Origin of the sequence: Mesorhizobium sp. M2A.F.Ca.ET.039.01.1.1, from assembly GCF_003998035.1 — a bacterium.
Classification (GTDB): domain Bacteria; phylum Pseudomonadota; class Alphaproteobacteria; order Rhizobiales; family Rhizobiaceae; genus Mesorhizobium.
This window is the reverse complement of the sequence record NZ_RZRY01000139.1, coordinates 1-11,874: the sequence shown is the minus strand read 5'-3', so window position 1 is coordinate 11,874 and position 11,874 is coordinate 1. Positions and strand designations below refer to the sequence as shown.

Annotated in this window: 10 protein-coding genes; 7 read left to right on the top strand and 3 right to left on the bottom strand. The window is 64.1% G+C overall.

The window, feature by feature from the left end; all coding sequences use genetic code 11:
• Positions 1–401 precede the first annotated feature (401 nt).
• The 3 genes from EOA24_RS13490 to EOA24_RS13480 all read left to right on the top strand — a co-directional run bounded on the left by EOA24_RS13490 (position 402) and on the right by EOA24_RS13480 (position 3,301).
• Complete coding sequence (locus EOA24_RS13490; protein WP_126079719.1) at positions 402–1,682, top strand: amidohydrolase family protein; 1,281 nt, start codon at positions 402–404, stop codon at positions 1,680–1,682.
• Between the two features lie 81 nt (positions 1,683–1,763).
• Entirely contained in the window at positions 1,764–2,687 is a 924-nt protein-coding gene (locus tag EOA24_RS13485; protein ID WP_126079718.1) for a DMT family transporter, read from the top strand.
• Positions 2,688–2,827: 140 nt separating this feature from the next.
• Positions 2,828–3,301, top strand: coding sequence for a DUF805 domain-containing protein (locus EOA24_RS13480; protein WP_126079717.1), 474 nt, complete (start codon positions 2,828–2,830; stop codon positions 3,299–3,301).
• A 15-nt stretch (positions 3,302–3,316) separates the two neighbouring features.
• Here EOA24_RS13480 and EOA24_RS13475 read toward each other — a convergent pair whose 3' ends face one another.
• Entirely contained in the window at positions 3,317–4,216 is a 900-nt protein-coding gene (locus EOA24_RS13475) for a phosphotransferase family protein (protein ID WP_126079716.1), read from the bottom strand.
• Between the two features lie 100 nt (positions 4,217–4,316).
• On the opposite strand from EOA24_RS13475, the gene EOA24_RS13470 reads away from it, so the two are divergent.
• Positions 4,317–4,949: a class I SAM-dependent methyltransferase gene (locus EOA24_RS13470; RefSeq protein WP_126079715.1), complete on the top strand. Its 633-nt coding sequence runs from the start codon at positions 4,317–4,319 to the stop codon at positions 4,947–4,949.
• A 12-nt stretch (positions 4,950–4,961) separates the two neighbouring features.
• Here EOA24_RS13470 and EOA24_RS13465 read toward each other — a convergent pair whose 3' ends face one another.
• The gene (locus EOA24_RS13465) at positions 4,962–7,415 is read right to left on the bottom strand and encodes an FAD-dependent oxidoreductase (RefSeq protein WP_126079714.1); all 2,454 of its coding nucleotides are present in this window, start codon (positions 7,413–7,415) and stop codon (positions 4,962–4,964) included.
• Positions 7,412–8,296 carry a phosphotransferase family protein gene (locus EOA24_RS13460; protein ID WP_126079713.1) on the bottom strand — a complete coding sequence of 295 codons (885 nt, stop codon included), beginning with the start codon at positions 8,294–8,296 and terminating at the stop codon, positions 7,412–7,414. Before EOA24_RS13460 ends, EOA24_RS13465 begins: the two co-directional genes overlap by 4 nt.
• 390 nt (positions 8,297–8,686) lie before the next feature.
• On the opposite strand from EOA24_RS13460, the gene EOA24_RS13455 reads away from it, so the two are divergent.
• The 3 genes from EOA24_RS13455 (at position 8,687) to EOA24_RS13445 (ending at position 11,832) form a co-directional block, all read left to right on the top strand.
• Complete coding sequence (locus EOA24_RS13455) at positions 8,687–9,451, top strand: DeoR/GlpR family DNA-binding transcription regulator (RefSeq protein WP_126079712.1); 765 nt, start codon at positions 8,687–8,689, stop codon at positions 9,449–9,451.
• 55 nt (positions 9,452–9,506) lie between these two features.
• Entirely contained in the window at positions 9,507–10,418 is a 912-nt protein-coding gene (locus tag EOA24_RS13450) for a LysR substrate-binding domain-containing protein (RefSeq protein WP_126079711.1), read from the top strand.
• Positions 10,419–10,677: 259 nt separating this feature from the next.
• Positions 10,678–11,832 (top strand): ABC transporter substrate-binding protein, encoded by a 1,155-nt coding sequence (locus EOA24_RS13445; RefSeq protein WP_127258174.1) that lies wholly within the window; start codon positions 10,678–10,680, stop codon positions 11,830–11,832.
• The last annotated feature ends 42 nt before the right edge of the window (positions 11,833–11,874 follow it).

Sequence of the window (11,874 nt, the reverse complement as noted above, 5' to 3'; positions counted from 1 at the left end):
CCCCGCGACCCCGGCAGCGATCAAATTGACGCGGTCGAGCCTCTTGAAGACGACGAATTCGTTGGTGATCTCACGCAGGATCCAGGCACTGGCGCCGGTCATGGCGGCCACCACCAGCATCGACACGATGGCGGCGCCATAGCCGAATTTGTGCTCTTGGAAGGATTCCCTCACGAGCCTCGCGACAAGGCGCTGGTTCTCCGTGGAGCGGAAGAAGCGAAACAACGGCCGATCCTGTGTCTGACTGGCAAAGAATTTCGGATTCGCCACGAGGGCGCGAGGCGGCTTATAGAGCGAGTTGCGGCGCGATGGAACCTTTCGGCTGCCGGGGAAAGAAAAGGCTGCGTAAGGCTGTCTTTTCGGCCACGATGATCGCCAGGTCTTGAGAGGGGTGACGACAGATGGATTTCGACCTCATCATGCGCGGCGGCACCCTGCCGGACGGCAGGATTGCCGATATCGGCATTGCCGGCGAAACCATCCGCGCGATCGAGCAGAAGCTGACAGGGTCGGCGCCGACCGAGATCGACGCGCGGGGCAATCTTGTTTCACCGCCCTTCGTCGATCCGCATTTCCACATGGACGCCACCCTCTCCTACGGCATTCCGCGCATCAACGCGTCTGGCACGCTGCTCGAGGGCATCGCGCTTTGGGGCGAGCTGAAGCCGCTGCTGACGCATGAGGCCGTGCGCGAGCGTGCGCTCGCCTATTGCGACTGGGCCGTGTCGATGGGCCTGCTCGCCATTCGCAGCCATGTCGATGTCTGCGACGACCGGCTGCTCGCGGTGGAAGCCCTGCTCGACGTCAAGAAAACCGTCGCGCCCTATATCGACCTGCAGCTGGTGGCGTTTCCGCAGGACGGCCTCTATCGCTCGCCGACGGCGCTCAAGAACACTGTCCGGGCGCTCGATATGGGCGTCGACATCGTCGGCGGCATTCCGCATTTCGAGCGCACCATGGCCGACGGCACGCGCTCGGTGACGGAGCTTTGCGAGATCGCGGCGAAACGCGGCCTGATGGTCGACATGCACTGCGACGAGACCGACGATCCGCTGTCGCGCCATATCGAGCAGCTCGCTTATGAAACGCAGCGTCTCGGCCTGCAGGGCAGGGTGGCCGGCTCGCATCTCACCTCCATGCATTCGATGGACAATTACTACGTCTCGAAGCTCCTGCCGCTGATCGCTGAAGCCGGTGTCTCTGCCATCCCCAACCCGCTGATCAACATCATGCTGCAGGGGCGTCATGACACTTTTCCGAAGCGGCGCGGCCTGACCAGGGTGAAGGAGATGCTGGCGCTCGGCATCCGCGTCGGCTGGGGGCAGGATTGCGTGCTTGACCCCTGGTATTCGCTGGGCACCGCCGACATGCTCGACGTCGCCTTCATGGGTCTGCATGTCGCGCAGATGTCGAGCCCGGCCGATATGGCGCGCTGCTTCGACATGGTCACCAGTGTCAACGCCGCGATCATGGGGCTCGACCACCTTGGCCTCGCCGTCGGCAAGCGGGCCAGCCTTGTCGTGCTCGACGCCGGCAACGTAATCGAGGCCGTTCGCCTGCGCCCCGAGCGCCTCTGCGTCATCGCCAGGGGCAAGGTCGTCGCTGAGCGGACCAGGCAGGAGACGCGGTTGTCGATTTCCGGACGTCCGGCGCAGGTGAACCGGCGGCACAAGGCGGGTTAGAACCAGCCGATTTCCGCCGCTGGTCTTACCGGCTGGCCGATTTTCCCTCGTCAAACCGGCGGCCTGCGGCTAGGGAGCGCCATGGCTCAGACCATCGCTCGCAATTTCACGATCCGGAACGTGTTGCTCGCCGGCATCCTTTTGATGCTGGCTGGCGACTTCATGTTCGCGCTGAACGATGCGATGGGCAAATGGCTGGTCGCCAGTTTTTCCGTCGGCCAGGTTGTGCTGATCCGCTCGATCGGCGCCTTCATCGTGCTGGGGCCGATGATCGCCAACCAGGGCGCGGGCAAGCTGTTCCAGATGGACAGGCCGGTGCTACAACTCTTGCGCGTCGTGGCGACGACGCTCGACACCGGACTTTTCTACGCCGCCGTCGTCCACCTGCCGCTCGCCGACGTCATGAGCTTCTACATGGCCGGGCCTATCTATGTCGCCGCGCTTTCGCACCTCTTGCTCGGTGAAAAGGTCGGCTGGCGCCGCTGGCTGGCGATCCTCGTCGGCTTCTGCGGCGTGCTGATCATCCTGAAGCCGTCCTCGGCGGCTTTCTCGCTGTCGTCGAGCTATGCGCTGATTGGCAGCGTGGCCTTCGGCTTCGCCATCATCCTTGGCCGGCTCCTCCGCGGCACCAGCGACACGACCTTGGTCACCTGGCAGACCATCGGCACGCTGATCGTCGGCGGCGCGCTGACCATCGGCGCATGGAATACGCCCTCGGCGCTCGACTTCGGCGCCATGCTCTTGCTTGGCGTCGTGTCCTGCGCGGCCCATCTGATGATCACAAGGGCGCTGAAGCTGGCGCCGGCCTCGACGCTGGCGCCGCTGCATTACAGCCTGCTTCTGTGGGCCATTGTCTTTGGCCTAGTTTTCTTCGGTGATGTGCCGAGCCCGCGCATCCTGGCCGGCTCGGCGATCGTCGTGCTTGCCGGCATCTTCATTTTCCATCGCCAGAAGGTGGTGGAAACCGCGGTGCCGCCCGAAAACGTGCCGAAGGGCGTGAATTAGACTCGGGCCACCTCGCCCTGCCCTTGCGGCCGGAAAGTATTTGCGGTGAAAACCGCCTATCGGGTGCAATCTCCAATTGATTCCGGCCGGACGGGCGGGATAATCATAGCTCCGAGGATTGGAGTATTGGGGGGAAAGTAATGGGCAGTTTCTCGATATGGCATTGGCTCATAATTCTGATCATTATCGGCTTGCCATTGTTGTTTGTCTTGAGGGCACCGCCGGCCGGCGTCAATCGCTTCGGTGACACGCCGCCGTCGATGAACTTTGGTGAAGCGATTGCAAGCTTTTTCCGAAATTATGTGAACTTTTCCGGCAGGGCCAGTCGCTCGGAGTTCTGGTATTCCTACCTCTTCATAATCATCGTCGCCGTTCTTATGGGGATAGTCGATATCTTTGTGGGAAACGAAGCCGTTTCGTCGCTTTGGAATCTTGCCGTTCTTCTGCCGACACTTGCCATGACCGCGCGCCGGCTGCATGACATCAACAGAAGCGGCTGGCATCAGCTGCTTGCGGGGTTCTTCCCCATCGGCACCATCGCGCTGCTCATCTGGTATTGCAAAAAGTCCGACGAAACAGGGTCGTTGAACGAGATACAAAGGGTTTTCAGGTAACTCGCTGGGATGGGTCTAGTCCAGGCGCACGGCGGCGAGGTGCCGCGAAAACTCCGCCGTCTCCATCAGCGCCTTGCAGCGGGCGAAGCGGCCGTCGGCATAGGCGCGGAAATCGTCGGCCGGATTGTCGTTGGCGAGCTGGATCAGGCCCCACAGCGTCCACAAAAGGTCGCACATCGCCTTGTAGATGACGACGCGGCCCCGCTCGGCCGGCCGCGCCTCGCCGCCGAAATAAGCGCGCATCAGTTCCTCGTCCTGCGCGGCATCGAACCTGCCCTCGACCGAGAGGTCGCCGAGGTCCCATAGCGGATCGTTCATGCCGGAATATTCCCAGTCGACGATCCACATCCGCTCGCCCGTATCGAGGAAGTTCTCGCACAGCGGATCGCAATGGCAGGCGGCAAGCGGGATGGCCTGCGCGGCAAGCGCCGCGCGCACCGCGCCTGCCTCGCGCACCACGTCGTGATAGCCGGCCGGCAGCGCCACGTCCTTGGTCGACAGGACCTTGAGATAGTCGTCGATCATCGCGAACAGCTCGAACCGGAAGGGAAACACCGCACCCGAAGAGTGGAGCTTTCGGAAGGCCTCGCCAGCCCGCGCCGGGCTGCCCGGCCGCGCCTTGAATTTTTCGGGCGACATCGTCTCGGCGCCGGCGATGAAGCGCGTCGCCATCACACCGGACGCCGGATCGGCATAAAGCACCAGCGGGCTGACGCCGGCGCTGGCCGCCTCACGCGCCGCCACCGCCTCGTTGGCGCGGTTGATGTACTCCTCGGTGCCCTTGCCGGGGATGCGCAGGCACACGTCACCCGCCCTGTAGACCCTGTTGGTCAGACCGCCGAGCCGCTCCAGCGGCCCATCATAGCTCGCCAGCACCGGAATGGCCGCCAGCGCAGCGCGCAGCTCGTCGGTCATGTCGTGTCCCCTTCACGCCATTGTTGTCGCTCGGACGGTTCCACAGTTTTGGCGGCTTGGCTATGATCCTTTGCACATGAATCGGCTTCGAGGGGCGACGATGACGGACGGCAAGCATAGCGGCTCGCTAAGCGCGGCCTACGCGGCGAAGCGGCCGGATGAGGTCGCCGCGATCTATGACCGCTGGTCCGAGACCTACGATGCCGACATGTCGGCCGCCGGCTATCGCCATCCGACGATCTGTCTGGCGCTGCTTGCCCGCCACCTGCCGCGCGGCGCCGAACCCTTGCTCGATGCCGGCGCCGGCACCGGCCTGATCGGCGAGTGGCTCGCCATCACCGGCTATCCGCGGGTCGAGGCGCTCGACATCTCGCAAGGCATGCTGGACAAGGCCGGCGCCAAGGGCGTCTACACGGCGCTGCATCGCCTGGCGATGGGCGACACGCTGCCTTTCGCCGACGGCGCCTATGCCGGCATCATTTCGGCGGGCGTCTTCACCTCGGGCCATGTCGGCGTCGAAGGCCTGGACGAGCTGATCCGCATCTGCCGTCCAGGTGGCGTCATCGTGCTGACCGTCAAGAACACGCTGTGGGATGCCGGCTTTGAGGAGCGCATCGCTGGGCTGGAAGCGCGCGGCACCCTAAGCCGCCTCGAAGAGACGCGGCCCTACGCCTCGATGCCTGGCGAAACCGATACCGTGCCGAGCCGGGGCTTGGTGCTGCGCGTCAACTGACCGGCCCGGCGGTCAAGCCTTTACCCTCTTCCCGGCCGGGTCGTACATCGCCTCGAGATGGATCTTTGCCGGCGTGCGTTCCATCGCCACCACCAGCTCGTAGTCGCCGGAGGCGAGGAACTCGTCGCCGACGCCGTCGGCATTGCGCACATAGCCGTAGCCGATGTTCTTCTCGACCGTGTAGCCGTAGCCGCCGCTGGTGAGGTAGCCGACAGCTTCGCCATTGCGCAGGATCGTCTCCCGCCCGACCAGCACGACCTCTGGCTCATCCACCGTGAAGCCGGCAAAGCGTTTCGTCGGCGGCTTGCCGGTCGCGTTCTCCAGCGCCTTGCGTCCGACGAAGTCGGTGTTCTTGCGAAGCTTCACCGCCCAGCCAAGCCCCGCCTCCAGCGGCGTGTCGTTCGGCGTGATGTCGGAACCCCAGGCGCGATAACCTTTTTCCAGTCGCAGCGACTCCAGCGCCCGGTAGCCGACCGGGCGAATGCCGTGTGCCTTGCCCGCCGCCATCAGTACATCAAAAACCTCGCCGGTGGCGGCGATCGGCACATGCAGCTCCCAGCCGAGCTCGCCGACATAGGTGATGCGCAGCGCCTTCACGGTGTGCCCGGCGATTGCGATCTCGCGGGCATGGCCGAAGGGGAAGGCGGCGTTCGAAACGTCGGCATCGGTCACCGCCGACAGCACGTCGCGGGCGCGCGGTCCCATCAGCGAGAGCGTGCCGTACTCCTCCGTGACGTCGGTCAGCCTGGCGTCGAGGCCGGAGCCGATATGGTCGCTTATCCAGGACAGGTCATGCGTGCGGAAGCCGGTGCCGGTGACGATGTAGAACCGCTCCTCGCCGAGCCGCGACACGGTGAGGTCGGCCTCGATGCCGCCGCGCGTGTTGAGAAGCTGCGTGTAGGTCAGCCGTCCGACCGGCTTGTTGACGTCGTTGGCGCAGATCCAGTCGAGCGCCTTCAGCGCGTCGCTTCCGGTCAGCTCGTATTTGGCAAAGGAGGATTGGTCGAAAAGGCCGACCTTCTCGCGCACATGCCGGTGCTCGTCGCCGACCGGGCCGAACCAGTTCTGGCGGCCCATCGAATAGACGTCCTCGGCGGCTGTGCCGTCGGGCGCAAACCAGTTCGGCCGCTCCCAGCCAAGCTTGGAGCCGAACACCGCGCGATGCGTCTTCAGCCGCTCATAGAGCGGCGAGACGATGCGTGGCCGTCCCGAGAGATACTCTTCGTGCGGGAAACCGATCGTGTAATGCTTGCCATAGGCCTCCAGCGTGCGGTCGCGGACCCAGTCGCGGTCGCGGTGCAGGCTGGAGAAACGTCTGATGTCGACCACCCACAAATCGAGCGGCGCCTCGCCGTCGACCACCCATTGCGCCAGCACCCAGCCGGCGCCGCCGCCCGACGCGATGCCGAAGGCGTTGAAGCCCGCGCCGACGAACATATTGGCGCATTCCGGCGCCACGCCGAGGATGAAGTTGCCGTCCGGCGTGAAGCTTTCCGGCCCGTTGATCATCTGTTTGACGCCGACATGGGCGAGCGCCGGCACGCGCTCGATTGCCTGGCTCATATGCTGTTCGAAATGATCGTAATCGTCGTCGAACAGGCGGAACTCCCAGTCGTTGGGCACGTCGCCGCCGGGAAGCCCGGTTGCCCAGGCCTGCGGGTTGGGCTCATAGCCGCCCATCACCAGTCCGCCGACCTCCTCCTTGAAATAGGTGCGGCGGTCGGGGTCGCGGATCGTCGGCGCGTCGTTCGCCAGCCCTTCGATCCTCTCGGTGATGATATACTGATGCTTGACCGGCTGCAGCGGCACGTTGATGCCGGCCATCGCGCCGACCTGCCTTGCCCACTGCCCGGCGCAGTTCACCACCTTGTCGCAGGCGATGTCGCCCTTGGAAGTCTTCACCGCCGTGATGCGGCCGTCCTTCATCGTAAAGCCGGTGACGCGCAGGTCCTCGAACAGTTTCGCGCCATGCATTCGCGCGCCCTTGGCGAGCGACTGGGCGATGTCGGAGGGGCTTGCCTGCCCGTCGGTTGGCAGCCACGAGGCGCCGACCAGGTCGCCCGTTTCCATCAGCGGCCACATGCGCTTCACTTCCGCCGGCGACAGAAGCTGCATGTCCATGCCGAAGCTTTTGGCCGTCGTTGCCAGCCGCTTGAACTCGGTCCAGCGGTCGGCATTGGTCGCGAGCCTCAGGCAGCCGGTCATCTTCCAGCCGGTCGCCAGGCCGGTCTCGGCCTCGAGGCCCTTGTAGAGCTCGACCGAATATTTGAGCACGCGCGTGATCGAGGCCGACGAGCGCAACTGCCCGACCAGGCCGGCGGCGTGCCAGGTCGAGCCCGAGGTCAGCTTGCCCTGCTCGAGCAGCACCACATCGGCCTTGTGGTCGCGCGCCAGATGATAGGCGGTGGAACAGCCGATGATGCCGCCGCCGATGACGACGATTTCGGCATGGCTGGGCAAGGTCATGGCTTGGTCCCGTATTTCGTCCGGTAGTTCTCCAGCGCGGCGTCGAGCCGGACGAGGTTTTCCTCGGTATAGGCGACATAGTCGATGCCGGGCGCGTCGAGATAAAGCTCGGAGACCATGCTCCACATCGCCTCGCGCAGCAGCGAGGCGCATTGCATGGCGGCGTGCGAGCGGCGGATCTCGCTGTCCGGCTCCTTCATGAAATAGGCGGTCAGGAAGGCGAAGGATTCATCGTCGCTCAGGCCGGCATTGGAGGCGGCGCCCGCGAGATCGAACATCGCCGTGTTGAAGCCGGCATATTCGAAATCGATTAGCCACAGCCGCTTGCCGTCGTCCAGGATATTGGCCGGCAAAAGATCGTTGTGGCCGAAGACGATCGGCAGCAGTTTTTGCGCCCGCTCGAGCTCGTCGGCCAGCGCTAGATAGCGCGGCAACTGATCCGTCTTGCGGCTGCCGCCTTCGTCAAGCGTGCGCGCATAGTCGCGGATGACGTGGAACACCCAGAACATGAAGCCGGCGCCGGAGACATGGCTCGGCATCTCGCGATGGAAGCCGCGCAGCAGCGCCGCCACGCGGCCAAGATTGGCCCGCACATCCTCGGCGAGAAAGGTCTTTGCCCCGAGAAACGCCGTCACCAGGATGCCGGGCTCGGCATAATGCACGGCCGGCGCGAATCCAGCAGCATGCGCGGCCCGCGCCGTCATCACCTCGCGCTCGCGAAAGACGTGGTGGAACGGAAAGTCCTGGCCGAAGCGCACGACATGCCGCCCCGCGGCATCCGTGACGACAAAATTGGCGTTGCTGAGGCCGCCCGGCAGCGGCTCGATCTCGATACTGCCGTTCCAGCACGGCAGGGCGCGGATGCGGTCTTCGGCGCTCACGGCTTCGCTCCGGCCTCAACCGGTCCCACGGAAAACGACGATGGGACAAAATAGAAAAGCCTCGTCGGTGCGAGACGCCAGGATCGGTATCCCGCACCGCACCGACGAGCCCCTTGGCCAGGTTCAGGATCCCGGCATCCGCCCCCGCGGATTCGATAAAAGCGCAAATCTGGCTGGTTCCAGATGAACTGGTCACTAAGTTGCGGCTCTGCCATCACCCTCCCTTAGCAGTTCCGAGCCCTTGTGACTTGCAACCACTCTCATGCCCAGGTGGCAGAGCTGTCAATCAAAAGCTGTGACTTTTTTTGGGTGTTTTGCCCGAAAATATAAGCAACTCCTTTCAAAGCGTTGTCAAAGCCTTAAATTCGGTCAAAATCTCGGGCATTCCACATGATCCACTCGAAACGGCATGGCGAAATCCTGCGGCTCCTCGGCGAGGAGGGCACGATCAGCATAGCCAGCCTTGCCGAACGACTCGGCGTCTCGCAGGAAACGGTGCGGCGCGACGTCAAGCCGCTCGCCGATGACGGGTCGGTGCTGAAGATGCACGGCGCCGTCGGCCTTGCCTCGATGGTGGGCGAGGCGCCGTTCGAGCGGCGCATGCGCGAGAATGCCGAAGCCAAGTGCCTGATCGCCAGGATGGTCGCAGCCACCATCCGCGATGGCGAGGCGATCATGCTCGACACCGGCACGACCACATCCTTCCTGGCGCGCGAGCTGCTCGGCCATCGCCGGTTGACGGTGGTCACCAATTCCTCCGACATTGCCCGCACGCTGGCGACGGTGAACGGCAACAAGGTCTATATGGCCGGCGGCGAGCTGCGCAGCGATTCAGGCGCTGCTTTCGGCATTTCGGCGATCGAGTTTGTCAGCCGCTTTTCGGTCGATCATGCGGTGATCTCGATCGGCGCCGTCGATGCTGAAGCCGGCCTCACCGACTATGAGCTGGAGGAGGCGGAGTTCGCCCGCATGGTGCTGTCGCGCGGCCAGCGCTCGCTGGTCGTCACCGACCATACCAAGTTCGGCCGCCAGGGGCTGGTCAGGGTGTGCGGCTTCGACGGCTTTTCCGAGCTTGCCACCGACCAGCCGCCGCCGCCCGACATAGCCGCCGCGCTGAGCCGGGCAGGGGCGCGGCTGACCATTGCGGCGGCCTGACCACCGCGGACAAAGCCCGCTTTCTTTCCCGCACGCGGCAGTGTTTAGTCCGGCCATGGCTTTCACAATCCGCCAGCTCCAGTTCTTTGTCGCCGTCGCCGAGCAGGGCACCGTCTCGGGCGCCGCGCAGAACCTGTCGATCTCGCAGTCCTCGGTCACCGAGGCGATCAAGGAGCTGGAGAGCGATCTCGGCGTCGAGCTCTTCGAGCGCCATCCGCGCGGCTTGAACATCACCCACAAGGGCCACCAGTTCCTGCGCCACGCGACCAAGATCCTGGCCGATGTCTCGGATGCGCGCCGTTCCTTCTCCAGCGAGCAGGCCGTCGCCGGCGGGCGCCTGCAGCTCGGCGTCACCTCGCTGGTCGCCGGCTATGTTTTGTCCGATCTGCTTGCCCGCTACCGCCGCGCCTATCCCGGCGTCGAGGTCTCCGCCATCGAGGACAATGGCGACTATCTCGAGCACCTTCTGGTCGGCGGCAAGCTCGATATCGCCGTCATGGTCACGTCCAACCTGCGCGACCGCACGGCGCTGCAGTCGGAAATCCTGGAAGTCTCGGCTTACCGGCTGTGGATCCCGCTCAGCCACAGGCTGGCCAGCGCCGACATCATCTCGATCGGCGACATCGCGTCCGAGCCGCTGATCATGCTCACCGTCGACGAGATCGAGGAGAACACCGGCAAGCTGCTGTCTGCGATCGGCGCGAGGCCCCATGTCGCCTTCCGCACGCGTTCGGTGGAAGCGGTGCGCAGCCTTGTCGCCACCGGCGCCGGCGTGGCGCTGCTGCCCGACCTCGTCTATCGGCCCTGGTCGCTGGAAGGCGACCGCATCGAATCGCGCGACATTTCCGGCTCGCTGCCGGTAGTCCAGGTCGGCACCGTCTGGCGCCGCGGCTCCGGCCTGCCGCAGGCCGCGCGCGATTTCATCGGCCTCGCCCAGTCGCAACGCATGGTGCGTCAGAGGCTTTGATCAGAGCAATTCCAGGAAAAGTGCGAAGCGGTTTTCCGTCCGGAGCGTCCAAAATAACTATCGGAAAAACCGATATCGGCTTTCTGATAAATGAATTTGCGAAACCGGATTTTTCACAGCACTTTTCGCTCAGGGAACAAAGCCGCGCCTTGAGAGCGCTGCCGTCGGAGCATGAAGCTCCGACCCTTGTAGTTTGCGCATGGTCCTTTCCGAAAGCCGAACTGGTTTCGGGGTCATGCGCCAAAATGGGAGATCGATGATGAATGCATTCCTGAAGTCGTGCACGGCGCTGACTGTCGCGCTGACTTTTTCCGCTCAGGCCATGGCCCAGGTCAAGGAACTCGGCAAGGGCGAGGGCGAGCTAAACATCGTTGCCTGGCCGGGCTATATCGAGCGCGGCGAGACCGACAAGGGTTATGACTGGGTGACGGCTTTCGAGAAGGAAAGCGGCTGCAAGGTTAACGTCAAGACCGCCAACACCTCCGACGAGATGGTCTCGCTGATGAACGAGGGCGGCTTCGATCTGGTCACCGCTTCGGGCGATGCCTCGCTGCGCCTCGTGGCCGGCAAGCGCGTGCAGCCGATCAACACCGATCTGATCCCGAGTTGGAAGACCGTCGACGACCGCCTGAAGGACGCGCCCTGGTTCACCGTCGACAAGGTGCATTACGGCGTTCCCTACCAGTGGGGCCCGAACATCCTGATGTACAACACCGATGTCTTCAAGGAAGCGCCCAAGAGCTGGAACGTCGTCTTCGAGGAAATGAAGCTGCCCGACGGCAAGTCGAACAAGGGCCGCGTCCAGGCCTATGACGGCCCGATCCACATCGCGGACGCCGCCAACTATCTGAAGTTCCACAAGCCTGAGCTCGGCATCAAGGATCCATACGAGCTGAACGAAGACCAGTACAAGGCGGCGCTCGACCTGTTGCGCACGCAGCGCACGCTGGTCGGCCGCTATTGGCACGATGCCGCGATCCAGGTCGACGACTTCCAGAACGAAGGCGTGGTCGCTTCCGGCTCCTGGCCCTATCAGGTCAACACGCTGGTCGCCGCCAAGAAACCGGTCGCCTCGACCGTGCCGGAGGAAGGCGTCACCGGCTGGGCCGACACCACCATGATGGAAGCCGACGCCGCCCATCCGAACTGCGCCTATATGTGGCTCGAGCATTCCCTGTCGCCCAAGGTCCAGGGCGACGTCTCGGCCTGGTTCGGCTCGCTGCCGGTCGTGCCCGCCGCCTGCAAGGGCAATGAGCTTTTGACCGACGAAGGCTGCAAGACCAACGGCTACGACAATTTCGACAAGATCAAGTTCTGGAAGACGCCGGTTTCGAAATGCGCCAGCCAGAACGACCAGTGCGTGCCCTATTACCGCTGGGTGTCGGACTATATCGGCGTCATCGGCGGACGGTAACGCTCTTTACCCTCCCCTTGTGGGGCGGGTCGACGCTTGAGC

Excerpts from the sequence above, each read along its gene's own strand:
- EOA24_RS13490 (WP_126079719.1), top strand. The coding sequence starts at position 402 with ATGGATTTCGACCTCATCATGCGCGGCGGCACCCTGCCGGACGGCAGG.
- EOA24_RS13485 (WP_126079718.1), top strand. The coding sequence starts at position 1,764 with ATGGCTCAGACCATCGCTCGCAATTTCACGATCCGGAACGTGTTGCTC.
- EOA24_RS13480 (WP_126079717.1), top strand. The coding sequence starts at position 2,828 with ATGGGCAGTTTCTCGATATGGCATTGGCTCATAATTCTGATCATTATC.
- EOA24_RS13475 (WP_126079716.1), bottom strand. The coding sequence starts at position 4,216 with ATGACCGACGAGCTGCGCGCTGCGCTGGCGGCCATTCCGGTGCTGGCG.
- EOA24_RS13470 (WP_126079715.1), top strand. The coding sequence starts at position 4,317 with ATGACGGACGGCAAGCATAGCGGCTCGCTAAGCGCGGCCTACGCGGCG.
- EOA24_RS13465 (WP_126079714.1), bottom strand. The coding sequence starts at position 7,415 with ATGACCTTGCCCAGCCATGCCGAAATCGTCGTCATCGGCGGCGGCATC.
- EOA24_RS13455 (WP_126079712.1), top strand. The coding sequence starts at position 8,687 with ATGATCCACTCGAAACGGCATGGCGAAATCCTGCGGCTCCTCGGCGAG.
- EOA24_RS13450 (WP_126079711.1), top strand. The coding sequence starts at position 9,507 with ATGGCTTTCACAATCCGCCAGCTCCAGTTCTTTGTCGCCGTCGCCGAG.
- EOA24_RS13445 (WP_127258174.1), top strand. The coding sequence starts at position 10,678 with ATGAATGCATTCCTGAAGTCGTGCACGGCGCTGACTGTCGCGCTGACT.